Source organism: Bradyrhizobium sp. B124, assembly GCF_038967635.1.
Taxonomy (GTDB): domain Bacteria; phylum Pseudomonadota; class Alphaproteobacteria; order Rhizobiales; family Xanthobacteraceae; genus Bradyrhizobium.
Genome location: NZ_CP152413.1, coordinates 5,080,579 through 5,105,996, shown reverse-complemented (window position 1 = coordinate 5,105,996; position 25,418 = coordinate 5,080,579). Strand labels below are relative to the sequence as shown.

Annotated in this window: 22 protein-coding genes; 6 read left to right on the top strand and 16 right to left on the bottom strand. The window is 64.3% G+C overall.

What is annotated here, in order from left to right; all coding sequences use genetic code 11:
- The first annotated feature begins 58 nt into the window (after window positions 1-58).
- Entirely contained in the window at window positions 59-1,765 is a 1,707-nt protein-coding gene (locus AAFG13_RS24335) for a DUF6880 family protein (protein WP_342708466.1), read from the top strand.
- A 7-nt stretch (window positions 1,766-1,772) separates the two neighbouring features.
- On the opposite strand, the gene recQ is transcribed toward AAFG13_RS24335, so the two are convergent.
- Both recQ and AAFG13_RS24325 read right to left on the bottom strand, forming a co-directional pair.
- Window positions 1,773-3,641: a DNA helicase RecQ gene (gene recQ, locus AAFG13_RS24330; protein WP_342708464.1), complete on the bottom strand. Its 1,869-nt coding sequence runs from the start codon at window positions 3,639-3,641 to the stop codon at window positions 1,773-1,775.
- 244 nt (window positions 3,642-3,885) lie between these two features.
- Window positions 3,886-5,106, bottom strand: coding sequence for a DUF2235 domain-containing protein (locus AAFG13_RS24325; RefSeq protein WP_342708463.1), 1,221 nt, complete (start codon window positions 5,104-5,106; stop codon window positions 3,886-3,888).
- Window positions 5,107-5,437: 331 nt separating this feature from the next.
- On the opposite strand from AAFG13_RS24325, the gene AAFG13_RS24320 reads away from it, so the two are divergent.
- Complete coding sequence (locus tag AAFG13_RS24320; RefSeq protein WP_342708462.1) at window positions 5,438-5,965, top strand: hypothetical protein; 528 nt, start codon at window positions 5,438-5,440, stop codon at window positions 5,963-5,965.
- Between the two features lie 113 nt (window positions 5,966-6,078).
- On the opposite strand, the gene AAFG13_RS24315 is transcribed toward AAFG13_RS24320, so the two are convergent.
- The 9 genes from AAFG13_RS24315 to AAFG13_RS24275 all read right to left on the bottom strand — a co-directional run bounded on the left by AAFG13_RS24315 (window position 6,079) and on the right by AAFG13_RS24275 (window position 14,031).
- Window positions 6,079-7,455, bottom strand: coding sequence for a VWA domain-containing protein (locus AAFG13_RS24315; protein ID WP_212316748.1), 1,377 nt, complete (start codon window positions 7,453-7,455; stop codon window positions 6,079-6,081).
- A 6-nt stretch (window positions 7,456-7,461) separates the two neighbouring features.
- Window positions 7,462-8,409 (bottom strand): MoxR family ATPase, encoded by a 948-nt coding sequence (locus AAFG13_RS24310; RefSeq protein WP_173639425.1) that lies wholly within the window; start codon window positions 8,407-8,409, stop codon window positions 7,462-7,464.
- Between the two features lie 164 nt (window positions 8,410-8,573).
- Window positions 8,574-8,897: a hypothetical protein gene (locus AAFG13_RS24305; RefSeq protein ID WP_342708460.1), complete on the bottom strand. Its 324-nt coding sequence runs from the start codon at window positions 8,895-8,897 to the stop codon at window positions 8,574-8,576.
- A 175-nt stretch (window positions 8,898-9,072) separates the two neighbouring features.
- Window positions 9,073-9,708, bottom strand: coding sequence for an HAD-IA family hydrolase (locus tag AAFG13_RS24300; protein ID WP_342708459.1), 636 nt, complete (start codon window positions 9,706-9,708; stop codon window positions 9,073-9,075).
- A 151-nt stretch (window positions 9,709-9,859) separates the two neighbouring features.
- Entirely contained in the window at window positions 9,860-10,558 is a 699-nt protein-coding gene (locus AAFG13_RS24295; protein WP_342708458.1) for an isoprenylcysteine carboxylmethyltransferase family protein, read from the bottom strand.
- 99 nt (window positions 10,559-10,657) lie between these two features.
- The gene (locus AAFG13_RS24290) at window positions 10,658-10,999 is read right to left on the bottom strand and encodes a hypothetical protein (RefSeq protein WP_212316755.1); all 342 of its coding nucleotides are present in this window, start codon (window positions 10,997-10,999) and stop codon (window positions 10,658-10,660) included.
- 36 nt (window positions 11,000-11,035) lie between these two features.
- On the bottom strand, window positions 11,036-11,215 hold the full coding sequence (locus AAFG13_RS24285) for a hypothetical protein (RefSeq protein WP_092126523.1): 180 nt from the start codon (window positions 11,213-11,215) through the stop codon (window positions 11,036-11,038).
- 59 nt (window positions 11,216-11,274) lie between these two features.
- The gene (locus tag AAFG13_RS24280) at window positions 11,275-11,466 is read right to left on the bottom strand and encodes a hypothetical protein (RefSeq protein ID WP_029080476.1); all 192 of its coding nucleotides are present in this window, start codon (window positions 11,464-11,466) and stop codon (window positions 11,275-11,277) included.
- 174 nt (window positions 11,467-11,640) lie between these two features.
- Complete coding sequence (locus tag AAFG13_RS24275; protein WP_342708457.1) at window positions 11,641-14,031, bottom strand: S8 family serine peptidase; 2,391 nt, start codon at window positions 14,029-14,031, stop codon at window positions 11,641-11,643.
- Between AAFG13_RS24275 and AAFG13_RS24270 the strand changes: the two genes are divergently transcribed.
- Window positions 13,990-14,289: a hypothetical protein gene (locus tag AAFG13_RS24270; protein ID WP_212317303.1), complete on the top strand. Its 300-nt coding sequence runs from the start codon at window positions 13,990-13,992 to the stop codon at window positions 14,287-14,289. The two genes, AAFG13_RS24275 and AAFG13_RS24270, sit on opposite strands and share 42 nt — an antisense overlap.
- A gap of 162 nt (window positions 14,290-14,451) precedes the next feature.
- Here the strand turns inward: AAFG13_RS24270 and AAFG13_RS24265 are convergent, their stop codons facing one another.
- Entirely contained in the window at window positions 14,452-15,126 is a 675-nt protein-coding gene (locus AAFG13_RS24265; RefSeq protein ID WP_212316759.1) for a response regulator transcription factor, read from the bottom strand.
- A gap of 439 nt (window positions 15,127-15,565) precedes the next feature.
- Here AAFG13_RS24265 and AAFG13_RS24260 point away from each other — a divergent pair, with 439 nt between their 5' ends.
- Window positions 15,566-16,327, top strand: coding sequence for a trypsin-like serine protease (locus AAFG13_RS24260; protein ID WP_212316761.1), 762 nt, complete (start codon window positions 15,566-15,568; stop codon window positions 16,325-16,327).
- Between the two features lie 164 nt (window positions 16,328-16,491).
- Here AAFG13_RS24260 and AAFG13_RS24255 read toward each other — a convergent pair whose 3' ends face one another.
- From AAFG13_RS24255 to AAFG13_RS24245, 3 genes are all read right to left on the bottom strand, one after another.
- Window positions 16,492-18,714, bottom strand: coding sequence for an acetate--CoA ligase family protein (locus tag AAFG13_RS24255; protein WP_342708456.1), 2,223 nt, complete (start codon window positions 18,712-18,714; stop codon window positions 16,492-16,494).
- Window positions 18,715-18,882: 168 nt separating this feature from the next.
- On the bottom strand, window positions 18,883-19,467 hold the full coding sequence (locus AAFG13_RS24250; protein ID WP_342708455.1) for a class GN sortase: 585 nt from the start codon (window positions 19,465-19,467) through the stop codon (window positions 18,883-18,885).
- A 199-nt stretch (window positions 19,468-19,666) separates the two neighbouring features.
- Window positions 19,667-21,937: a marine proteobacterial sortase target protein gene (locus AAFG13_RS24245; protein WP_342708454.1), complete on the bottom strand. Its 2,271-nt coding sequence runs from the start codon at window positions 21,935-21,937 to the stop codon at window positions 19,667-19,669.
- A gap of 199 nt (window positions 21,938-22,136) precedes the next feature.
- Here AAFG13_RS24245 and AAFG13_RS24240 point away from each other — a divergent pair, with 199 nt between their 5' ends.
- Window positions 22,137-22,901 (top strand): helix-turn-helix transcriptional regulator, encoded by a 765-nt coding sequence (locus tag AAFG13_RS24240; protein WP_342708453.1) that lies wholly within the window; start codon window positions 22,137-22,139, stop codon window positions 22,899-22,901.
- Between the two features lie 143 nt (window positions 22,902-23,044).
- Window positions 23,045-23,869, top strand: coding sequence for an IS5 family transposase (locus AAFG13_RS24235; RefSeq protein ID WP_342708452.1), 825 nt, complete (start codon window positions 23,045-23,047; stop codon window positions 23,867-23,869).
- 242 nt (window positions 23,870-24,111) lie between these two features.
- Here AAFG13_RS24235 and AAFG13_RS24230 read toward each other — a convergent pair whose 3' ends face one another.
- On the bottom strand, window positions 24,112-25,332 hold the full coding sequence (locus AAFG13_RS24230; protein ID WP_212316772.1) for an ABC transporter substrate-binding protein: 1,221 nt from the start codon (window positions 25,330-25,332) through the stop codon (window positions 24,112-24,114).
- Between the last annotated feature and the right edge of the window lie 86 nt (window positions 25,333-25,418).

Below are 25,418 nucleotides of genomic sequence, written 5' to 3'. Positions count from 1 at the left end.
GCAATGGGCCGTCCATATGGCGCAAGCCCGAAAGCGATCCGCCTCCGATATTGAGGCTATGCTACGGACCGACCGATTCGATCTCGCGGCGTTGCGCGAGGTCGCTGGTGACAAGACCTTTGCTCGCGGCAGCGCTTATCAGGCGGATCGGCGGGTGGAGATCATCACGATCGACGAGGCCCGCGTGGTTGCGCGGGTAGCAGGTACTGAAATCTATCGCTGTGAGCTGACCGGCCAAGGCGAGATCTTTTCCGGCGCTTGCACTTGTCAGGCCTTCGCCGATCGGGGCTTCTGCAAGCATCTGACCGCGGTAGCCTTGACCGTCAACAATCTGGAGCCGGACGAACTGGGACAGGCCTCGAACCGGCTTGGCAAGATCCGTGATCATCTGCGCGCGAAGGGCATCGATCGTCTTGTCGAAATGATTATTGGACTCGCTGAGCGCGCTCCCAAATTGCTTGAGGAGCTGGAGCTGTCGGCCGCGCTCGACTCGGCCGACGATGCCACGCTGAGCGCACAACTCAAGAGAGCCATCACTGACGCGACCCGCGTCCGCGGCTACATCGAATATCGCGACATGCGCGACTGGGTGCGTCACATTGATGGCGCACTTGATCGCATTTCGGTTCTGCTCGGAGGCGGGAGAGCGTTGCTGGTCCTCGAACTGCTCGATCATTTCTTCGGACGAATGGACGAGGCGCTGACCAAGGTCGATGATTCCGATGGCGGCGGGGGAGCTTGCTACGCGCGGGCCTGCGAAATTCATCTTGCCGCCTGCGAGCAGGCAAAGCCTGATTCCATCGAATTGGCGCGCGTGCTGTTTGCCCGCGAAGTCAATTCCGACTGGGACTTCTTCTTTGGCGCGAGCGAGACCCATGCTGATGTCTTGGGTACGGCGGGGCTAGCCGAGTATCGCAGGCTGGCGACCGAAGCGTGGCAAAAGATAAGATCCAGGCGAGGGAGGCGAACCGAGATCCGGACCGGCGGAGAATATGCGCTTCGGGCTATGATGGAGCGCTTTGCTGAACGAGACGGTGATGTCGATGCGGGCATCGCCATTCGGGCGAGTGATCTGTCGACTGCGTATGACTATCTCGGTATTGCTCAGCTCTGTCTCGACAACGGACGGGAACAGGAAGCGCTGAAATGGGCTGAAGAGGGGTTGTGGAAATTCGAGGATGAGCCCGACCAGCGTCTGGTTCTCTTTACCTGTGGTCTGCTTCAGCGCAGCGGCCGAAATGAAGACGCCAACGAACGGCTCTGGAAGCTGTTCAGTCGGGAACCCAGCGTCGAGCTGTACCTGCGATTGAAATCCGACGCCGGCGATTGCAACGCCCAGATCCTCGTCCGCGACAAGGCCATCGCCGCGCTGAGCGTCCGAGCGGGGAAGTCTGGTTCGCAATCGGAATGGAGTGTGTTCGGAGCAGCCGAGGTTCTGGTTCGAGTGCTCATGGCGGAGGGTCTGCTGGCAGACGCGTGGGCGGCTGCCGACAAGCACGGATGCCGCGAAATTCTGATGGAAGAACTCGCCAGGGCGAGCGAAACGGATCTTCCTGCCGAGGCGTTGAAGGCCTATGCTCAGCTGGTCGAACGCAAGGTTCGGCTAGGTGGCCAGGGCAACTACAGCGACGCTCACGCTATGATCAAACGGATGCGGCGGCTTGACGGAGCCATCCAACATTCGGCCTACCTCGCTGACCTCATGACGCGCCACAAGGCGAAGCGGAATTTTATCAAGCTGTTGACGTCGAAGATGGTATCTTGAGGTTGGTTCAGCCTTCCGTCCCTTTCACGATCCGGATCAGCTCGTCGCCGTAATGCTCGAGCTTCTTGTCGCCGATCCCGGCGACGTTGCGCAGTTCGTCCAGCGTATCCGGCCGCATCGCGGCGATGCCGTCGATGGTCGAATCGTGCAGCACCACATAGGCCGGCACGCCGCGCTGCCGCGCGACCTCCGAACGCCAGGCGCGCAGGGCCGCATGCAGCGCGGGGCTGGCGATCCCGCCGAGGCTGTCGGCGGCGGGCGCGAGCTCGCCGCGGCGCGACTTGCCGCGGACCGCGCGATTGCGCGCGCCTTCCGGCTGCTCGCGCAGCATCACCGCGGTCTCGCCTTTCAGCACACCGCGGGCGCTGTCGGTCAGCTTCAGCGCGCCAAAGGCGTCGCTATCGGCGCGCAGATGGCCCATCGCCACCAGCTGGCGCAGCACCGCGCGCCATTGCTTCTCGTTGAGCTCGCGGCCGATGCCGAACACCGACAATTGGTCGTGATTGAACTGCTTGACGCGTTCGGTCAGCCGCCCGACCAGCACGTCGATCAGGTGCATGGCGCCAAACCGCTGCCCGGTGCGATAGACGCAGGACAATAGCTTCTGTGCGAGCACCTTGCCGTCGCGGACACGCGGCGGCGTCAGGCAGTTGTCGCAATTGCCGCAGCTTTCGTCCGTGCGGGTCTCGCCGAAATAGCCGAGCAGGCGCTGGCGCCGGCAATGCACGGTCTCGGCGAGCGCAACCAGCGCGTCGAGCTTGCCGATCGAGACGCGCTTGAAGGCGTCGGAGCCGGTCGATTCGTCGATCATGCGGCGCTGCTGCACGATGTCGGAGAGGCCATAGGCCATCCACGCGGCCGACGGCTTGCCGTCGCGCCCGGCGCGTCCGGTCTCCTGGTAGTAGGCCTCGATGCTCTTCGGCAAATCGAGATGCGCGACGAAGCGCACGTCGGGCTTGTCGATGCCCATGCCGAACGCGATCGTGGCGACGATCACGATGCCGTCCTCATTGAGGAAGCGATCCTGATGCCGGGCACGCACGCTGGCATCGAGCCCGGCGTGATAGGGCAGCGCGGGAATGCCGGCCTCGCTCAGCGACGCCGCGACGTCCTCGACCTTGGCGCGCGACAGGCAATAGACCACGCCGGCGTCGCCGGCGTGCCGCTCCTTGATGAAGGATTTCAGCTGCGTGGTCGCATTTTGCTTGTCGACGATCTCGTAGCGGATGTTGGGGCGGTCGAAGCTTGCGACAAACTCCGGCGCGTCGGTGAGTGACAGCCGCTCGGCGATCTCCTTTCGCGTCAGCGCGTCCGCGGTCGCCGTCAGCGCGATGCGCGGCACCTTGGGGAAGCGCTCGGCGAGTGCGGACAGGCCGATATACTCCGGGCGGAAGTCATGGCCCCATTGCGAGACGCAATGCGCCTCGTCGATCGCAAACAGCGCGATCTGCGCCTGGCCCAGCAGATTGAGGCAGCGTGGCGTCAGCAGCCGTTCCGGCGCAACATAGAGCAGGTCGAGATCGCCCGCGAGCAGCCGCCGCTCGACCTCGGAGGCTTCCTGATAGGACAGCGTCGAGTTCAGCACCGCGGCGTTGACGCCGGCCTCGGAAAGGCCCGCGACCTGGTCACGCATCAGCGCGATCAAGGGCGACACCACGATGCCGCAACCGTCGCGCAGCAGCGACGGCAGCTGGTAGCACAGCGACTTGCCGCCGCCGGTCGGCATCAGCACCAGGCAATTGCCGCCATCGGTGACATGGCGGACGATCTTCTCCTGCGCACCGCGGAAGCCCGACAGGCCGAATACGGAACTGAGCACGGACCGCGCGTCGCGAGGCGAAGCGGATGCATGATCGAGGGCTGGTTGGGCGGTCATGATCCCTGAGAGGGCGATTCGGGTTCCCGGATCGAACGATTCCGGAACGAAACGTGTTAATACACCGTCCTGCGATAAACTCAATTGAGGCAATGGCAGCCGGCCATCGCGCGCGCCGATACGGTCGGCTGAGCTCAGCCGCACGCGGATCAAGGATACCGATCGATTCGCAAAGCGCTTTCGAGCGAAGTGGATGCCGCTTCGCGTAAAGAAAAGCGCCTCAGGATAGGAAACTCTGACGTTGTCAGGCCGCCGGAGCGGGCGGCGCCGGTGGCGGCGTCATTGGCTCGACCTTGTAGGTCTTCGGCAGGTTGATCGGCCGGTAGGCCGGATCCTTGTCCATGCGCTCCAGCACCGAGGCGTGGATGGTCGCCCCCTCCGGTATAGGCCGCGGCTCGCCGCGCGGCAGATAGAAGCCGAGGAAGGACTTCCGTTCCGGCCATTCCTTCCATTTGTCGCTCTTCGGAATCCATTCCAGGATTTCCCAGGCGGCGGTCAGCGAATTGTGCAGCGGAGCCGTCGCGCTCGGCGGCACGTAGTCGTACTTGTGCGGCGGCAGCGGCATCCCCCAGGCGAGATGATCGATCAGCGCCTGATCCATGTGCAGCCCGGCGGACCTGGCCTGCTCGAGCATCCAGATCAGCGGAAACTTTGACGGCCCGCTCTGGTCCTCGGGATAGCCACCGCCGACGTCGGAGTGCACGCCGGCGAACCAGACCTGGCGAATGTCCTGCTCCACCTCCGTTGCCGGATTGAATGGATCGGAGCGGAACTTCTGCGGTTCGATCCAGCGGTTGAGGCGGAACATGCGCCTGCGTTCATCGATCGAGATCGCCTGGCGGAATCGCCTGACACTGGAATTGGTGCGGGTGAACAGCAGCGTCTGGATGTCGAACAGGAAATTGTCCTGCCGCGGCACGATGATCGAGGCGACGGTGTCCCAGACTCCGACGAACTCGATGTCGATGTTGCGCCCGCCGGCGATCTGGCTGAAGTGCCAGGCTTCCTTCAGCGGGGCATCGTCGAACGTGCCGTCCGATTTCTGGGAGTCGGAGCTGGCTTTCTTGTAGGTGTTGAACGCGTAGTCCGCGATATCGAGCTGGTCGACCGGCAGGAGGCCCATCACATGGACGAAGGCCGCCAGCGTGCGCACGGTATAGGCGCCGCGGCTGAAGCCGAACATCCAGACCCGGTCGCCGGGCTCCCAGAGCCGGCACAAAAACTGGTAGGCGCCAAGCGTGTCCTCGTCGAGACCGGCACCGAAGGCCAGCCCGAAAAGGCCGCGCACCTCCTGCTTGAAGCGGCCCCAGCTGTTCTGCAGGCCGATCGTGCCGAGACCCGGATGATAGTAGATCCGCTGCCGGTCATCCTTGTCGGCGACGCGAAACAGCTTCAGGACGTTGGAAATATTGGCGCCGATCTCGTTGCCGGTGCCGTCGCAACAAATCACAAGATCCTTCGGCATCCGTTGCCCCCGCGGCCGCCGTGAAAATTCGCGACCTCTATGTACGGCAGAACACGGGGATGATTCAATCTCCAATTGAAGGCGGTTCTGTGTACGCGGCATGAACGCCGACTGTCGTTCTGGAGTCTGCGGCCGGCATCGGTCGCGCGCGCGCACTCCACGGCGATCCGCAGAATTCAATTGCAACACTTTGGAAAAGGTGGAAATCTCATCGACAGTCATTGCGATATTGCGTCGATATTTTCTCCCCTTCAGGGATTTCGCCGGTGCGCGCGATCATCTTGCCCGCTGCTTTCCGCAGCTTCCGCAGCCTGGACAGGAACGGATCGGCATGAGCCACCAAGCTCTCGTGACGATCATTCTCGCGGGATTGGTGGTGAGTGCGTTCGGACTGTTCTGGTGGGTCGGCAGCTACTCCGATCGCGTTTTCGCCGATAGATTCCGGGCCCGCTTTCCAGAGAAGACGCTGAGCTACACCGGCGATCAGCTCGGCGAGCTGGTGCAATCCGATCTCCGGATGAAATATGTCTTCCCGATTCTGTTCCCGCTCGATCTCGTCGTCATGCTGGCGCTGGCGGGCGCGATGGGCGCGGCGTCATCATACTGGCTCAACCAGATCTATCCGACCGCAGCGTGGCTCGGCCTGGTCGTGCCGGCCGTGTATCTGCTGAGCGACCTGATCGAGGATTGCTTGCTGGCCTGGTTGTTGCTGCACGGCGACCCGCATGCGGCGGCACGTTCCGTCTCGATCCTGAAGGCGATCACGACGATCAAGCTCGTGAGCATCTTTGCCTCGATCGCGCTGACGCTGGTTGCGTTCGTCGGATGGCAATTCCACAGCGACTCGCTTCGCCTCTAGAGCTTCGGTTCTGATTGAATCAGGACCGAAGCTCTAGATTTCTGTTTTGACGCGTTTTTCTTCACGCGAACCGGTGTCCACTTCGCTCGAAAACGCTCTAAAGCGCTGGCGATCTACTGATACGTCGCCACGATGTCGGAGACGGCGCGCTCGAGCTGCCGGGCGGTCGCGCATTGGCGCACCACGGTGCAGAAGGTCGCGTAGCGCGGCATCTCGGAATCGCCGAAGCCCCAGACCATGCGGCCTTCGGGGTTGAGCCACACCAGGCGCTTGGAGCGCTCGCCGATGCGACGCAGGATGTCGGCGCGCGGATCGAGATTGTTGCTGCGGGCGTCGCCGAGCACGATCACCGTGGTCTGCGGCGTGATCGCGCTCATCCAATTGTGCTCGAAATCGGCGAACGAATTGCCATAGTCGGACGAGCCGAAGCCGACCTTGGACATGATCTCCTTCATCGCCTCTTCCGGCGATTTCGATTCCAGGATGTCGCTGACCTCGATCAGGTGGCCCGAGAAGGCGAACGAGCGGACGTCGTCGACCACCTCGTGCAGGCTGTGGATCAGGAGCAGGAAGAAGTCCGACACGCGGGCAACCGAACCCGAGACGTCGCACAGCGCGACGATCTTCGGCCGGTCGCGATGCTTGCGCTTCCACGCGGTGAGGAACGGCACGCCGCCCCAGGCCGCGTTCCGGCGCAGCGTGCGGCGAACGTCGAGATGGCCGCGGCGCTGACGCTTGCGCGGCTTGGAATAGCGCTCGCGCAGCCGGCGCGCGATCTGGCGGATCAGCGCGCGCATCTGCTCGACCTGGCGCGGCTCGATCCGCGCCAGCGGCGCATTGCGCAGGATCTCGTTGCGCAAATTTTCGGTCTCTTCGCGCCCGTAAAGCAGCAAGGCTTGCGAGACCGCGTCGCGAACCGTGCCGCGCAGGCCGTTGAGCGCTTCCTGCAGCCGCTCGGCGAGCGCCGGATTGCGCGTGGTCTGCTCGTCGATGTCGTCGCGCAGGCGCTGGATGCCCATCGCATCGAGGATGCGGGTCTGGAAGATGCCGCGCTGGGTGAAGTAGCGGATGTCGGGCAGCGAGGCGGCGCCGGAGGCATTGGCGATCGCCGTCGATATCGCGGCGCGATCCTGCGACAGCAGCATCTGCGCCAGCGGCCCGACATTCTCGTTGGCGGCGCCGCCCGCCGCATCGCCATGCTCATCGGCCGACGGGTTGGCGCCGGATTCGCTGTTGTCGTCGGTCTTGTTCTGCTCGGCGCTTTCCTGCTGCGGCTCGGGCTGGCTGAAGAACAGGTCAAAGCATTCGCCGAGCGAGCGCTTCTCGTCCTGGGTCTTGGCAAGCGTCAGCAGGAACGTGTCGCGCAGGATGTCGCGGTCGGCAAAGCCGACCTGGGCGACCGCTCGCATCGCATCGATGCTTTCCGCGGGCGAGACCCGGACCCCGGCTCCCCGCGCCGCACGAAAGAAGCGATGCAGGTTCTCGCGCATCTTGGTCTAGCTGAACACGCCTTGGCGCGACGCCTTGGCGATGAAGGACGAAATCTGTGGCGTCGCGGCCTCGATGTCGGCCTCGTATTTCAGGAGCACGTTGAGCGTGTCCTTGACGATCTCGGTGTCGAGCTCGCTCGCTTGTAGCAGAACCAGCACGCGGGCCCAGTCGATCGCCTCGCTGACCGAGGGCAGCTTCTTCAGGTCGAGCGAGCGGATCTCGTGGATGAAGCCGACCATCTGCTTGCGCAGCGTCTGCGAGATGCCGGGCACCCGGCTCTCGACGATGCGCTCTTCAAGCTTCTGCTCGGGGAAGCCGATATGCAGATGCAGGCAGCGCCGCTTCAAGGCATCGCCGAGATCGCGTTCGCTGTTGGAGGTCAGGATCACGGTCGGCGGCGCCACCGCGGAGACGGTGCCGAGCTCGGGGATCGTGACCTGGAAGTCGGAGAGAATTTCCAGCAGCAGCGATTCGAATTCGGCGTCCGACTTGTCGATCTCGTCGATCAGCAGCACGCAGCCGGCCGGCTGCTCCAGCGCCTGCAACAGTGGCCGCGGCTCGACGAATTCCTTGGAGAAAAACACGTCGCCGAAGGTGTGGAGCTGGTCGAGCGCTGCGGCCAGCGTCTGCGCGCCGCCGAGCACCTCGCCGAGCTTGTCCTTCAGGATCTGGGTGTAGAGCAGCTGCTTGGCATATTTCCACTCATACAGAGCCTTGGCTTCGTCGAGGCCTTCATAGCACTGCAGGCGGATCATCTTCAGGCCGCGCCAGGCGGCGATCGCCTTCGCAAGCTCGGTCTTGCCGACGCCGGCAGGGCCTTCAACCAGGATCGGCTTCTCGATCTGCTGCGACAGATAGACCGCAGTCGCGATCTGCCGGCTCGCAATATAGCCTTGCGCGGCGAGGCCGCTTTCCACGGCCTCGATCGAGGCGGTGGGCCTGGTGTCAGCCACGAGGATCAGCTCCGAATTTGCCTTGAACTCGGACCTGTTCTGCTCCCGTTGCGGGCAAAGCACAAGGCTCGTTTGGCCGCAACGGCATGAGGATTAAAGGCTGGGGTTAGCGCATGGTTCCGGGGTTATTTCCGCCGAGCGCAATACGGGAGGAGCGGCAGCCTCTAGCCCGCGCAGCTCTTCACGAAATCCTTGCGCTGTGGGCCGACGATCTTCTGGTCGATCGCCTGCTTCAGGCAGTCGAGATGCGCCTGGGCCATGCAGAGCTGCATCTGGTCATGCCGGTCCTGTCCCTTCAGCGCCTTCGCCGCGCTCTGGCAGGCCGCGCGCTTGGCACCGGGGACGGGCGCTGCCGCCGACGTATTCTCTTGCGCGGGAGCCGCCGCCGGCGCTGCCGCCGGTGCGGGGGTTGAAGTCGATTGCGCGAACGCTGCGACCGAGACCAGCGGCGAACCAGCCGAGACCAAGGCGACGACGAGGTGTTTCATGGGATGTGCCTCCGCGGGCATGATCCGGAGAAGTGAACGTCGGCTTTTCCGGAACGTCATGCTCAGACCAGGAATGGGATCACGATGCGATTTCATGGTCGCGCCGTGACCCAAGGGGAGGCTGAGAATTAGTGACTGCCGCCTGAATGCGGAGTGAATATGCCGCCAGGCCGCTTCACCTCAGCGTGAGGCCGGTCGCCGCTTCGAGCTCGGAGATCGCCTGCGCGGCGTTCGCGACCTTGATCGTGGTCATGCCCACCTCGCGCGCCGGCTTCAGGTTGACGCCGAGATCATCGAGATAGACGCAGTTCTTCGGGTTCACCCGCAGCGTCTCCACCATCATCTGGTAGATGCGCGGGTTCGGCTTGCGCAGGCCGATCTTCGCGGACTCGATGACGTGGTCGAACAGCGACATCACCTCGGCAACATAGAGCGTGCGTCCGCTATGGCTGCCGATTGCGTTCGACGGCAGATTGTTGGTGATGCAGCCGGTCTTGAATTTCGCCTTGATGCGCTTCAGCGCCTCGACCATTTCCGGGCGCAGGTCGCCGGACAGCAGCGGCAACACGTCCTTGCCACGCACCTCGGCGCCGAGCGCCTTCGATTCCGTCGCGAACAGCTCGTCGAACGCGTCGATGCCGATCTCGGCGCGCTCGAACTTGGCCCAGGCGTTTTCCAGATGGTTGGCGGCGTTGGTGCGGCGGATGATGTCGACCGGCAGGCCGCGCTCGGTCTCGTAGCGCGCGAAGGCCTCGAACGGCGAGGTGGTCAAGACGCCGCCGAAATCCCAGATCACTGCCTCGATCATCAATGTCCTGCCCGTTGCAAAGCGGCGGCTTCGCCTCGGGTCGTCCGGCCGTTTTGGCCGAAGACAGGGAAACGCGCGTTCAGCCTTCTTTATTGGAATTGCCGCCGATCAGGCAAGCCGCCAGTTTGCGGCAAACTCCGCCATACGGAACGGCTCACCAGACCATCGGAACCAGGCGGTAGCGCACGCGCCCGAGATATTCGGCATAACCGTCGAGCTCGGCAGAGAGCATCCGCTCCTCCATCATGGACCGCAAACCGAGCAGCGCCGCCATGACAGGCACGATGCCAAGGCCATACCAGGATCCGAGCAGCAACGGCGTGCCGATATAGGTCAACAGGCCGCTGGCATAGATCGGATGCCGCACATAGGCGTACGGCCCCGTCGTCACCGCAGCATGTCCGCGCTCGCGCTGGATCTTCACGACCGGGGCGGCGTAGCTGTTTTCCCGGTAGGTCCGGTAGACGATGTAGAACGACGCGGCGATCATCACCGCGCCGGCGCATTGCAGCCAGAGCGGGATGAACGATGTCTGGTAGCGCACCGCGTGGAGCGCCATCAGCGGCAGCCATGTCAGCCACAACAGCGGCATGATCGTCGTGATGACGCGATCCCACCCGGCCTGGCCGCGCGCGGTGCGGCGCTCCGCCAGCAGCCCCGGATCATGTCTTGCGAGCCATGCCTCGGTGATCAGTCCGCCGATCGTGATCTCGAGCAGGAACATCCAGGCGCCGGCCCATCGCATGGTGCCGGCCGCTAGAAACAGGAGAGTCCCGAGGCCCACAAATGTGCAGGCGGCGCGGCGCAGATTGATGCCAGGGGGATTGCCGTTAGGATTGCCATTCTGGTTCATGTCTCTCTCCGACGAGCGGCAACGGCCGCGCCGCCGGATCGGGCGGGCCGTTGCATGTCCGGGTAGCGGATCGAAGCGCCGCTCAGTGCGTGGACCTGGTCACGGTCTGCGGGTCCAGTTTCGTGCCTGTCCGGAATAGACCTTGCTCGGCAACCCGCGGGCCGTGGGATCGAGCAGGATCTTCATCGCGGTGTTGAGGCGCTCCTCCGAACGCGGCGAGCCATCATGGCGCATCTGCTGCGGAGCACCGGGGCCCTGCGGAGGCGCCATGTAGGCCGACGTTGTCGGCGGGGCGGGCGTGGTGGCGATCTTCGGACGGGCGACAACGGCCGCCTCCAACGGGCGCCGCGCGTCGGCAAGGCTTGACGCTGCGGATGCTGATTCCGCCGGCGGCGGAGAGGCGGCGCTGTCGGATCCGGATTTGCGGGGCGGTTTTGCCATGGCATCGGCTCCATAGGTTGGGTGATGACGACGACGTCAGGATTTGTCTTCGTCGGATGTGGTGCGTTTGGCGATGATCGGGTTGCGGTCGCTGATCGCGGCGAGCAGCGAGGCGTGGCTCACGACTGACGACACGACGATCTTTCCGGACGGCTCGATCCGGCGACCGTTCTGCTGCTGTTGCTGTGGGCTCCTGGCGGTGGATTTCTGCATCATGTCGGCCTCCTTGAGGGCAGGGGGTGGGGCCCGACAGCGCCGGGCCCCGAGTTTGGCGATCAGATGCCGAAAGCACCGAGGACGCCCGGCAGCGCCTGCACGGCCGTACCGAGGATGTCCTGCCAACCCTGCGGGTTGACCGACCCGTTGGTCGCCACTTCGGCAATCCGCTTCGGACCGCGCTCGATGCCCTCACACTGGATCGGGCTACGCACGCTGCCGAAGGTCTCAAAGTCGTTCCTTGCGTACATGTTCAGCTCCTTCTTTCGGTTTGAATTGACGGCAACTACGGGAGGTGGGCACCGACCGGGGTAGCCGTCGCTGGACGTCGCCCAGGGGATCGCTCATCGCGTCGATCCCCTGGACCACGTGACGCTAATTCGCGCCACGTTCTGATCTCCTCCGGACGCAGAGGAGCAATCGCGTCAATAGACCTGCCACTGCCGCAGCGGCCCGACCGCCACCGGCACCACGTCGCTCACGTCGATCGTGTACTGATAGACTTCGCGCGCCTGGGTCAGGACCTGCGTCGGGTTGAAGAAGCGGTAGGTCACGTCGTGGCAAATCGATTCCGGACGGCAGATGAGACTCTGGTCGACCTCGACGGTGTCGAGCCGCAAGCCCTTCTTGGCGACGTCGGTGAAGATCTTCCGCGTATTGTAGGCATTCATCGCCGAGTAGTTCAGCGCGCGATCCTGCGGCGAAAGTCCGACATTGCGGAATTCGTTGTAGATCCGCTCGAGGAAGCCCTCGGCGCCGTCCGGCCAGGTGGTGGGGTCGGGCCCGAACAGCGTGTAGAGATCCCACTGGTAGAAGCCGCGCCAATCGGTCACCAGCGTCGGAACGACCGTGCCGTTGAGCAGTTTGGTCGTGTTGGTGCTGTCGACCCAGCCGGCCATCGAGACCCGCGCGACGCCGCCGCGCGGCGGGAATGCGGGCGGCGTGATCGGTCGTGCGTCAGCGCCGGCGGCAGCCGCATTCGCCAGCACCACGGTGCGGGTCGTCGCGGGATCGTCGTGCGAAACCTCCTGATGCCACAGCGCCAGGATCAGCGCGGCGAAGAATCCGAGACCGAACACGTCGAGCGGCTTGATCGCATAGATCGGGATCGAATCGATCGTCATCGTCCAGGTGATGGCGTCGGCGTCCGGGAAGTTGTTGCCGGCGCCGGCCGGAGTCGCGGTCTCGCCTTCAGCCTGGTTCAGCAGATAGCGCGCCATGATCGCCGGATTGTACGGCGCCGAGGTATCGCCGGAGTGATCGCGCTCCGGTCCGAACGCCGGATCGCCGCGTCCGATCAGGCTGTCGCGCCAGTTGGCGATCGCCTGCACGAAGTAGTCGAGGCGGGCTTCCTTGCCGAAATCATAGAACAGCCGGCCGATCGGGAAGGCGAGCTGTCCGGTGGACTCGGGCGTCGCGCCCTGCGGACGCATGCCGCCGCGACAGCCGCAGTTCTTCTCGCTGGTTCGAACCGCGGGCGCTTCGTACATCGGCAGCGCCTGGGGCATTGCGACGGGAAGCGCATTGCTCGGCATCAGCGCGTGCAGTTGCTGCGGCTGCAGCCAGGTTTGCGGCATCATGCCGGCCGTCGGCATCGCCATCTGCGGCATCATCATCTGCGGCATCACCATCTGGGGTGCCGGTGCCGGCATCCAGACCATGTCGCCGCCCGCATGGGGGGCGTGATACGGATAAGGCGCGGGTGCGGCGATCGGCGCGGCGACGACGCCGTGATCAACGGGGACGGCCATGGCCGCAGGTGCCGTCGGCGCGGCGGGCTGCGCCTCGCTTGGCATTATCCCGGCGTTGCTTCGCAGGACCGAGCCGTCAGGCCCGAATATGCGCGGAGCCGATGGTGCAGACATTGCTGATAGATCTCCCATGGAACCCTCTCTGGTTGCAGTTGGCTGAGCGGCGGATGACGGTTGGACGAAAGGGCGCGCGGACACTCCCCAGAAGCGGGGAGGCGCGGCCGTGGCACCCGACGGCATGACGGCGTCCGCCTGCTCGCCAAGCAGGGCGGCGACAGCCGCGGGAATATCGAGCCGTCCGGCGAGACAGCGCGAGGCGCTGCCATCGTTGCGGCACGGCACCGCGCTTTCGAGCAGCGCGGCACGGACGGCTTGCGGATCGGCCTTGCGTCCGTTCTGGCGCAGGCATGAGAGCAGCAGCGCGACGACGCCGGTGACGATTGGCGCCGCGTAGCTCGTTCCGGAACGCAGGCTGACGTTGCGGACCGGCGAGGCGCCGGCGATGTTCTCGCCCGGCGCCAGGATGCCGTTCTCGAGATAGGCGTCGCCGAAATTGCTGAACGGCAGCGGGTTGCCGGCCAGATCGCACGCGCCGACCGCAAGCACCGAAGCGAGGCTGCCCGGCACCTGGACGCAGCGGCAGCCATCATTGCCGGCGGCGGCGACGATCAGCTTGCCGGCGCGCTCGCAGGCCCGCACCGCGTCGACCAGAATGCGATCGGCCTGTCCCGTCGCGGATTGCTGACCGCTGCTGATGTTGATGATGTCGGCGCCCACCGCCAGCGCCTGGTTGATCGCAAGCGCCAATGTGCTTTGCGAGGACGGCTCGATCTGTCCGGCGGCATTCTCGCGATAGATCGAGAACACGGTTGCGTTGCAGTTCGGCGCGACGCCGAGCACCGGGCTGCCGGGCGTGCCCATCAGCACGCTCGTGACATGCGTGCCGTGCTCGGACTGGATGATCGATGAAGACGGCGCGACGAACTCGCCGCCCATGGCGACACGGGCCTGCCTGAGCGAGGGATGATTGAGATCGACGGGGCCGTCGATGATCGCGATCTTCACCGCGGGGTCGCCACCCGACGTTCTCTGCCACAAGGCAGCCAGACCAGCGATGTCGGCAACTGGATTCATGAAATCGATCCTGGCCGATCTGCTGCGAATTCGTGCAGCCGATCCGTCTTCCACGGCAATCTGCAACCGCGCAGCGAGCAAAAAGAGCGGCACGTCGCTGCGTTGGTGCTGTTGTGGCAGGTGTGCCGCGAAAGGCCTATTCACCGCGGTGGATCAGAAAGGATCGAGCCGATGATGCGGATCGACTGATCCATGAGATCGATCCTGCGCCTCGAAAGATCGATCAAAGGGTTTAGTCGGGATCGGTCTCACGGCGTGATGCGCTCTCATGCGCGCAAAGCCGCGCAGCATCTGCGCAGCAATGCATGCGCGCGCTGCGGTCAGTCGAATACGGAATTCAGGTCGCTGGTGTCAGTCGAGCTCGCGGCGACGATCGAGAGCCGGCGCAGATGATGCGAGCCACGGCGCTTCGCGGACCCGCCGCATCGCCTGCGCCCGGCGCGGCAGGCCGAGCTTTTGCAGCACGTGATGGACGTGATGCTTGACGGTGGCAAGACTGAGATTGAGATCGCGCGCGATCTCCTTGTTCGACATGCCCTGCCCGATGAGCTTGAGAACCTCGCCTTCGCGGCGCGTCAGTCCCTGGTCCGTATCGATCGTATCTGCCTGACGTTCCATGCAAAACAACGCGCGCAGCAGTCCGCCGGAAATCTCGGCGCTGCAGGCAAGCCGCCCTGACGCCACGTCCGACAGTGCGCGGCAGAGCTCGTCGAAGCTGGCATTCCGGGAAATGTAGCCGCTAAACCCGGCCCGGCCGCAGCGAACCACGTCGCGCCGGTCCTCATTGAGGCCGAGCGCCACCAGCGCGATCTCCGCATGCTCGCTCGCAATCACGCGCACCTCGTCGAGATCGATGCCCTGTGTGACGTCGATCAGAATGACACTCACACTGTTGGTCTCGAGGGTCGCGCGCAGGCCGGCAAGATCGGCGACCGCCGCCTCGACGGCAAACTCGGCGTGGTTCTGGAAACTCGAGGTAAGCCCCTCGCTGAACAGCCTGATCGGCGTGACGACCGCGATCCTCATGATTATCCTCGAAACTCAACGAAATGGCGGATGAAAAGCCGTCTGTAAGTCAACGGCACCGGCATCCAGAAAGTCATGAAGGTAAGTATGCGGTATGCTGCCAGAGGTTGTATTATATTATCAGGTCGAAATTACGGCTCTGATGCGCGCGGGATCAAGAGATACAGTTCACATTCGAACGTCGTGCCGGCAGCGCAGCGCAGGATACGATGTGATGGATATCGCGGCAAGCTGGCGACACGCAGCGCGTGCGCACCATGGGCTGCAGGAAATCTCGTGGCGGCTTCAACGCCGTAGTGATCGACGCCTAGATATTTAGACAATTGACGCGTGTGGGCGCGGGTGCTCTGTACAAGATTGCGTGTTCTTCGGCCGAGTGTGAGCGACGCAATGCCGCGCCTCGGATGTGCTCAATCCAGATGCAGATCGACAGGATTCCATGACGAGCGTGATTCGAGCGACAGCCTTTCTGACCCTGTTGATGGCAACGCCGGCCCTTGCGATCGTCGGTGGTGGCGCGCCGTCGACCGATGGCGTCGCGCGCGCCGTCGTCACCATCGTCGGCTCGCGTGGCAATTTCTGCACCGGCGCGCTGATCGCGCCGAAGGTGGTGCTGACCGCGGCGCATTGCGTGCAGGCCGGCGCCGACTACAAGATCGTCGACTATGGGCCGGACCGGCAACCGAAGCTGCAGGACGTCAAGACGGTTGCGATCCATCCCGGCTTTCGGATGCAGGCGATGACCAATCATGTCGCGACCGCCGATGTCGCGCTGCTGCAGCTTGCGGATCCGGCCGCAGGCAAGGCGCCGGCCGTGCTCGGCATGCCCAACATTCCGATCCAGGTCGGCGGCCGCTTCACCGTCGCAGGCGTCGGTGTCACCGTGCGCGGCGACGGCAAGAGCGGCGGCAGCATTCGCGTCGCTGGCCTGATCGCGAGCGGCAAGCCCGGCACGCTGCAGATCCGTCTGGTCGATCCGGTCGGGCAGGGCGTGCGCGACGGGCTCGGCGCCTGCACCGGCGATTCCGGTGCGCCCGTGTTCGAAGACAAGCCAGGCGGGCCTGTCATCGTCGGCGTGGTGAGCTGGTCCACCGGCCCGAACGGCACCGCCGGTTGCGGCGGCATCACCGGGGTGACGCCGCTCACGCTCTATCGTGACTGGGTGATGCAGACCGCGCTGCAGTGGGGGGCGAGCTTCTAGCCGAGCGATGCTTTCGAGCCAGCCGGACACTCGCGATCCGTCATCCTGAGGTGCGAGCCTCTTCGGCGAGCCTCGAAGGATGCACGGCCCCACTGTGGCCGATTCATCCTTCGAGGCTCGCTGCGCTCGCACCTCAGGATGACGGTGATGAATTCGCGATGAACCTAATGCCCCGCCGCCTTGTTCGCGGCGGCGTTGTTCAGCACGATCAGGCCGTCGACGGCGACGCCGAGCTTGCTGTTGATCAGGAACGGATTGACGTCGATCGAGGCGATGCGGCCATTGGCGTCGGCCATCAGGTTGGAGAGCCCGACCAGCGCCTTCACCGCCGACGGCTCGTGCAGCGCGGGCTTGCCGCGATAGCCCTTCAGCTTGACGCCGGCCTTGGTCTTGGCGATCAGCTCTTTCGCCTCGGCGGCATCGAGCGGCGCGCCGGCAAGGGCGATGTCCTTCAGCAGTTCGATGTCGACGCCGCCGGTGCCGAACAGCACCACGGGGCCCATCTCGGCATCGAGCGAAGCGCCGACCACGAGCTCGAGGTCGGCCTTGACCTGTTGCGCAATCAGGATGCCCTCGAGCTTCGGCTTGCCCTTCAGCTTCTTCACCCGCGCGGTGATGTCGTTGAACGCCTTCTTCACCTCCGCCGCATTGCCGAGGTTCAGCACCACGCCGCCGATATCCGACTTGTGCAGGATGTCGGGGCTGACAACTTTCGCGACCACCGGGAAGCCGATTGCCTTGGCGATCTTCACGGCCTCCGCCGCGGTCTGCGCGACGTCTTCCTTGGAGATCGGGATGCCATAGGCCTTGAGCAGCCGCTTCGAGGCAACCTCGTCGAGCGCGGCGGCGCCGTTGGCCGCCTTCAGCGTCTTCTCCAGCACCGCGCGCGCGGATGCCTTCGAGCTCGACACGATGTCGGGCACTTCCTTGCGCAGACCTGCGTACTCGATCAGCGACTTGATCGCGCCGACCGCGCGGTCGAGCCCCTGCATGACCGCGATATCGGGCAGCGACTTGCGCAGTCCCTTGGTGAACTCGGTGAAGCCGATCGACATCGCGCTGATATAGATCACCGGCTTGTTGGCCTGGCCCGCCATCTCGTTGACGATGCGCAGATTGCGCTCGCGCAGCTCATGCGGCGCCTTCGGCAGCTCGGCATCGATGATGACGATGTCGGTGTCGGGATCGTCGATCATGATTTTGATCGACTTCATGTAGACGGAGGGATCGACCACCGCGGCGAAGCCGGCGTCGAGCGGGTTGCCGACGATGCTGCCGGGCCCGAGCATCTTCGCCAGCTGCTCCGTCGCGTTCGGGCTCAGGGCTGCGAAATTCAGGCCGGCGGAATAGAACGCGTCGATCAGCAGCCCGCGCTTCCCGCCCGACAGCGACACCGCCGCGAGGCGGTTGCCCTTTGGCGGATCGGCATGGACGAAGCACTCGGTGGTCTCGATCAATTCATCCAGCCCGCGCACCCGGATCACGCCTTCGCGGGTCGAGATCGCATCGAATGTCTCGATCGAGCCGGCGAGCGCGCCGGTGTGCGCCATTGCGGCGGCGCGGCCGCCTTCGGAGGAGCCGAGCTTGAGCGCGATCACCGGCTTGCCTGCGGCGCGCGCGGCCTTGCAGGCTTCGCGGAACACCTTTGTGTTCCTGACGCCTTCGAGATAGACCACGATGACGCGGATGCTTGGATCGGCGGCGAAATAGCTCATCAGGTCCGGTGTCTCGAGACCGGATTCATTGCCGGTCGTGACCATGTAGCCGACGCCGACGCCGCGATCCTCCAGCGCCTGGCGGATCGCCATCACGATCGCGCCGGATTGACCGGCGATCGCCACCGCGCCCGGCTCCATGGTGACGATGCGGTCGTCGATGTTGGTGAACAGGTTCTCGCCGGCGCTGAGATTGCCGAGGCAATTTGGACCGGTAACCGCAAGTCCGGTCTCCTTGATCGCCTGTTTCAGCTCGACCGCGAGCCGCTGGCTTTCCTCGTCCTGCAGCTCGCTGAAGCCGGAGGTGACGATGGTCGCCGAGCGCGCGCCGGCAGCGGCCGCATCGCGGATCACCTGCACGGCAAAGCGGGCCGGTACCAGCACCAGCACATGGTCGGGCTTTTCGGGAAGGCTCGCGAAATCCTTGTAGCAGGTGACGCCCCAGATGGTTTCGCGCTTGGCGTTGATCGGAAACAGGCCGCCGGCATATTGGTATTTGATCAGATTGTTCCAGATCCGTTCGGCGTAGTTGCCGGGCTTATCGGTCGCGCCGACCAGCACGATGTTGCGCGGGTGCAGCATCGCATGGATGCTCTTGACGATGTCGCTGGCGTCAGCGGGCGGCGCCCATTTGCGGGACGGATGTGACGTGGTGCCTGCGAAAGCTTCCATGGAGCCTGCCCTTATCCTTGTTCTACTTGTTTCCTCTGGCCCACGGCGGAGTACCGCAGAACGCGATTTTTCATTGTTTTTATGGCTGATGGAAGGGGGTAGCAACTCACGCTGCTGCAAGTCAGGGCATCGCTTGCAATATCCCGGCAGGCGCAAAATCGATGCGTATCAGGAACCTGATTCGGGAGAACCCGGGTCGATCATGGTCCCGTGCAGCAGATAGCGCTCGGGGCCGGATGTCAGCGCGTCGAACGGCCAGCAGGTCGACAGCACCAGCTCATGCCGGTTGGTGAGCGGATCGATGCCGGATTGATCGAAGCGGACGACCGCGCTGCGGTCGGCGAGGTAGCGAAAAATCTTGCCGTCGCTTCTCGTGACGTCGATCTCGTCACCGATTGTGACATCCTTCAGAAACCGGAAATGGGTGTCGCGATGCGCGGAATAGACCGCGACGCCCGGCTCGCCGGCATCGACGGTCTCTTCGACATGGCCGGGGCCGAACGCCAGCGCCTGGCCGCTGCTGCCGGCCAGCGCAATCGCGGAAGCGTGCAGGCGCTTCACCTCGATCCGGGCCACCGGCCAGGTATCGGCCCAGCGCCACGGCTTCACGGAATGTCCGGTCGCGATGCTCTGTGCGAAAGCGCGCTCCAGCAGCACCTGCGCGAGCAACGCCTTGGCATGGATATAGGCGCCCTGGCCAAACAGGGTCAGGCCGATGAGGGCGACGGCGAGGGGGAGGCTGAAGCGGCGCATGTTCACCAATCCTCGTCATTGCGAGGAGCGAAGCGACGAAGCAATCCATCTTCCCCCGCGTGGTGACATGGATTGCTTCGCTTCACTCGCAATGATGGTTGAGAAAGAGTGGCGCGCGCGGCCCCCGGGGGGACGGGTGAGAAGGCCGCGCGCGCTCTTGAAAGAGGAGGTCGGGGGCACCTCCTCCTTTCATCCGACGTCAGTGGGACGACGTCTGACGTCGGTTGAACACCAGAAGCAGAAGGCTGACCGTGAGCAGGATCACACCCGCGATCATCTTCAATTCGGCATCGGTCGCAGTCTTCGGCAGCTGGATCGTGCCGGGACCTTGCGTCGCGACCGGTGACCGCTTCAGCGTGGCGAGCTGCAGCTTGCCATCGCCGGCTTCAGCGCGGCGTTCGGTCGGTGCAGCCGGCAGACGCGGACGCTCACCGAACACCTTTGCGAAATCCCAGCCGGCGGGTAGGTTGAGCGGCAGTTCGGCAAGCCTGAGCGGCTCGCCTTCGGGACGGCTCGGCGTCTTGTCGACCGCAACGAGGCTGGTCAGCCGCGTCACAAGCTGATGCTCCAGCGCCAGCGCAAGGATGGTCTTGTCGGCATCCTCCGGGCTCGCCTGCCGCGTGGTGCGCGCAACCTCGGCATCCGCGATCTTGCGGCGCGCCCACAGCTTCGACAGGCCCTTGCCTTCGGCCGCACCGGCGAGCGGCAGCGTCACGCTCCACGGACGGTCGCCGATGCGGCCCTTGATTTCCACCGAGCCGGCAAGCTTGTCGAGCTTCGCGGCCAGCACCAGCGGCTCGTCGCGGTAGACGTCGGGCAGTGCCGACGGCGTCAGGTCGGCGGTCGCGTCGGAAAATTTTGCGGCGAGGTTGGTCACCGCGGGATTCTCCAGCTTGCCGAACAGGTCGCGCATCCGCTCGTCGACCTGCTCGACCGAGCCGATATGGGTGAAGGTGCCGCGGCCGAGCTCGGCAGCGCGCGTCATCAGGTAGGTGTTCGGTGCCGAGCCGATGCCGACCATGAAGATTCGTGAGCGGCCACGCAGCGCGCTGATGGTTTCGAACAATTGCTGCTCGTTGCCGATGGCGCCGTCGGTCAGGAACACGACCTGGCGGACATGATCGGCCTCATCATGATTGGTGTCGGAGAGCGCCGCGCGCATCGCCGGCACCATTTCGGTGCCGCCGCGCGCCTGCAGCGCGCTGACGAACGACGTCGCGTTGCCGATATTGGCACTGTTGGCCGCAACCGGCGCCGGGAACAGCGTGTCCATGGTGTCGTCGAAGCGGATCACGTTGAAGCGGTCGGTCGGCTGCAATCGGCCGAGTGCGTAGATGAGGCTCGCCTTGGCCTGGATGATCGAGGTGCCGCCCATCGAGCCGGAATTATCGATCACGAAGATCACTTCGCGCGACAGGGCCTTCTGTTGCGCCTGCTCGACCGCTGGCGGGGTCACGAAGGCCAGCAGATAGTCGGAATTGCCAACATGCTCGCGGAACAGCCCGACCGACGGCGCCTTCTCGGCGGCCGGCTTCCAGCTCAGCTCGAAATCGCGGTCGGCCGGCACCGGGCCTTCGGCGAGCTTGACGACGCGCGTCGCGCTGTCGGGGCTCTCGATCTTGACCTGGTGGAAATGGCTCTTCACTTCGCCGAGCGGGAAGCCGGCGTTGAGGTGCACGGTGATGTTGGTCGGATTGACCGGCGCATTCGTCGCGGGATCGAGTACCTCAGAGGCGATGCGATCGCGGTCCGGCACCGGATCGGTCGTGGTGGCGCCCCAGCCGCCGCCATCGGCGCGGAGGTCGACGCTCTGCACCACCGGGCGCGGATTGTAGCGCGGGCCGATCACCATCGGCACCCGCAACGAGAATTCGTTGCCGTTCTGCTGCACCGGCTCCTGATATTCGATCTGCACCAGCACGGTTTCGCCGGGGCCGATATTGGCGACCGAGTTGGTGAAGATGTTCGGCCGCTCCTGCTCGGTGAGCGCGGCCTTCTGGCCGTTCTGCTTGGCCTGCTCGTAGATCGCGCGGGCTTGCTGCCGTTCCTTGATGTCGCCGACCACGATGCGGTCGCCGACCACCATCTTCAGCGCGTCGACCGCGCCGGCCGGCAGCGGATAGACATAGGTCGCTTCCACCCAGTCCTTGGTCGGATTGCGGAAGATCTGCGTGACGCGGGCGCGGACCGTCGGGCCCGACACGGTGAGGTCGACATCGATGCCGAGCCTCAGCGCGCCCCTATAGCCGTCGTCGGTCTTGAACAGCAGCGAGCCGGAGCGCGCATCGCCTGGCCGCAGCACCGCCTGTTGCGGCAACTCGGCTGACCACACAGGATCGAAGCTCACGAACAGCGCCGCAAAGCCGATCACCAGCGCGGCGACGCCTTCCACCAGGAAGAACAGCGCAATGCGCATCCGGCGCGACAGCCGGATCTGCCGGCCGCTCTCACATGCATCGTAAATCGTCATTTTCGTCACTCCCGAGCGAGACTTTCGCTGCCCCGCGATCATGGAGAGTGGCGGTTTTGGCGCGAGCAGAATGATCGGCAATGATTGGCCGCCGTCCGGCGCGGCGCGCCACCGGCTGAGGCGGGTTTGTGCGGTTTTGTGATGGATTGTCCGGTCTGCTAGACTGCACGGAATCAAGGGGAACCGGGCAGGAATCAGGATGCCGACGCCTGACAAGCAGCTTTCAGCCGAGCAGAGCCAGCAGGTCGCGGAGACCATCCGCGAGGAAATCGCGCGCCGCCGCATCTCGCGGCAGACCCTGGCCGAGCAGGCGAAGCTCAGCCTGTCGACACTGGAGAAGGTGCTCGGCGGCCGCCGCCCGTTCACGCTGGCGACCACCGTGCGGCTCGAGCAGGCGCTCGGCGTCCCCTTGCGCAAGCTGCCGGAGGCGATGGCGGTGGCTGCGCCCGCCAATGGCGGGATCGCGCCCGACAGCCTCGGATCCTATTCGCGCCGCTCGGTGGCGCGGATCGAAGGCACTTACATCACGGTGCGCCCGTCGTTCGGCGAGCAGGGCGCGGTCTATGCCTATCGGACGGAGATCGCCTGGGACGATGCGGCGTCATCGCTCGGCTTCCGCGAGGGCGAGCGGCAGGATGCCGATTACACCCAGTATGGCGAGGTGGCGGTGCCGAATGAATCGGGCTTCGTCTATCTCGTGACCAACCGGCACGGCCAGCATCGCGTGATCACGGTCTCGCGCCCGCGCAATTCCGGCGAGATGTACGGCATCATCACGACGCTGCTCGCCGGCCGCGGCTCGCTACTGACGCCGGTCGCCGCGCCGATCGCATTCCTGCCGGTCAAGAACGTGCCGAAGCCGAGCCTCGGCCGGGTGTCGGCCGACGATGTCAACTACGCCCTCTATCGCGAGCACCTGCGCCGCACGATCGACGAGCCGTTCGCGATTTTTTTGCCGGGGTAGCGCCGGTCGCGGCGATCGTTGCTGCGCAACTAACCACGTCGCGCCGCTAGTTCCGTCATCCTGAGAGCCTGACCGAAAAAGCAGTGAGTGATTTCAGTCGGCTGTGATTCCTTCGGATTTGCGAAGATTCGAGGGAGTGCACCATGCCATGGACCAAAATCACTCGTGCTCAGTATCTGCGGAACGGACTGCGCTATGCAAGCGACATGACCGACGCGGAGTGGCGTCTGATAGCCAGGAAGTTGCCAGGTCGGCGTCGATTGGGCCGACCGCGGAAGGTTGATCTGCGCAAGGTGGTCGAGGCGATTTTGTTCATTCTGTCCACCGGCTGCCAATGGCGCGCTCTGCCGCGGGAGTTCCCGCCGTACTCGACGGTGCAAGGTTATTTCTATACTTGGCGCGATACTCGCCGATGGCACAGGATCGTGAAGGCTCTGGTCCGACAGGCACGGCGCAAACTCGGCCGCAAGCCGACACCGACGGCGGCCGTCATCGACAGTCAGAGCGCTTCGACGACACAAGCCGGCGGCCCGCGCGGCTTCGATCCGGGCAAACGTGTTAACGGACGTAAGCGGCACATCGTCACCGATACCAACGGTCTCTTGCTGGCCGTCCACGTTCACCCAGCCAATGTTCAGGACGTGCATGGTGCAGTCCCCTTACTGGAGCGCGTGCGAGAGCGCTTTCCGAAGCTGCGTCATGTCTTTGCTGACCGGGTTTATCGCGGAAAGCAGCTTGTTGGCGCGCTCTCCCATTGCGGGCCATGGACCATTGAGATCGTTCAGCGGCCGCCTGGGGTCAAAGGCTTCCAGCTCTTACCACGACGCTGGGTCGTCGAGCGCACCTTCGCGTGGTTCGGCAGGTGTCGCCGCCTCTCCAGAGATTTCGAGGGCTCCGCCTCAACTGAGGTCGCCTGGCTCCTCGTAGCCCATCTCAGGCTCTTGACCAGACGCCTCGCTATGCCCTGAAAATACTCAGCTCATTTGGAGTCAGACTCTGAGGTGCGAGCGGAGCGAGCCTCGAAGGATGCACGGCCGCCAGCGGGGCCGTCGACCCTTCGAGACGCCGCTCTGCGGTTCCTCAGGGTGACGGTGAGAGAGACGGGCGCGCGACCCACTTGCTCTGGCCTCGGCCTCAACACTCCTGCAAAATAACGAAGCCGCCCGAATGGGCGGCTTCGCAATAACGTTCACTCGTCGAGCGGCTGACACTAACCGCCGGTCTCGGCGCTGATGATGTCGCCGAACAGCTCCCACTGTCCGTTCTTGAACTGCATCATCTTGAGCTGCTCGACCGGAGCGAAGTCGGTCGCGCTGGTGTTGATCCGGATGCCGGGGATCAGCGTGTCGGGTGTGAAGTCCTTCAGGCTGGCGGCCTGCTTCATCACGTTCTCACGCGTCAAATTGTCACCGGCCTGCTTCAGCACCTGCACCATGGTCTGCGCCGCGGCGTAGCCATAGACCAGATTGGCGTCGGACAGGTTGGCGCCCGGCATGTACTTCTCGGCGAACGCCATGAACTTCTTCATGCCCTCGTCATTCTTCCACTGCGGATCGGACGCGTCCTTGAGGTACCCGGCCGACAGTACGCCTTCGGATGCTTCGAGGCCGGCGGGCTTCATGACAGCGCCGATCGAGATCGAGACGTCGGTCATTACGTGCATCGGCTTCCAGCCGAGTTCGGCGATCTTCTTGATCGCCTGCGCGGCGAATTTCGGCGTCGAGATGTTGACGAACACGTCGGCGCCGGTGTCCTTCAGCTTGACGATGTGAGAATCGATCGACGGCTCTGTCGTCTCGTAGCTTTCCTCGGCGACGATCTTGACGCTCGACTTGTCGAGCACCTCCTTGAGGCCGACCAGGTAGTCCTTGCCGAAATCGTCATTGGCATAGAAGATCACGACCTTGGCATCGGGCTTGGCCTTGAGGATGTACTTGCCGAAGATCCGCGCCTCGACGCGATAGCTCGGCTGGAAGCCCATGGTCCACGGGAAATCCTTCGGATCGTTCCACTTGCTGGCGCCGGTGGCAAGGAACAGCTGCGGCACCTTCTTGGCGTTGTGATACTTCTGCACCGCGGTCTGGGTCGGCGTGCCCAGCGCGTTGAACACCAGGAACACCTCGTCGCTCTCGATCAGCTTGCGGATCTGCTCCACGGTCTTCGGCGGCGAGTAGCCGTCGTCATAGGAGATCCAGTTGATCTTGCGGCCGTTGATGCCGCCCTGATCGTTGATCATCTTGAAATAGGCTTCTTCGGTCTTGCCGATGACGCCGTAGGCGGAGGCGGGACCGCTATAGGCCTCGACATTGCCGATCTTGATCTCGGTGTCGGAGGCGCCGGTGTCATACTTCTTTTGTGCAAAGGTGGCCTGGGTGGAGAGCAGGCAGAGCGCCGCGGCGGCGGCCAGCAGCGACAATTTTGTGGTTTTCATAAAGGCAATTTCCTCGATTGATTCGGGTTGGGGACTTACGCAACGAACCCGCAGCCGGTTCGGGCAGACGGTTGCGGGCAACACTT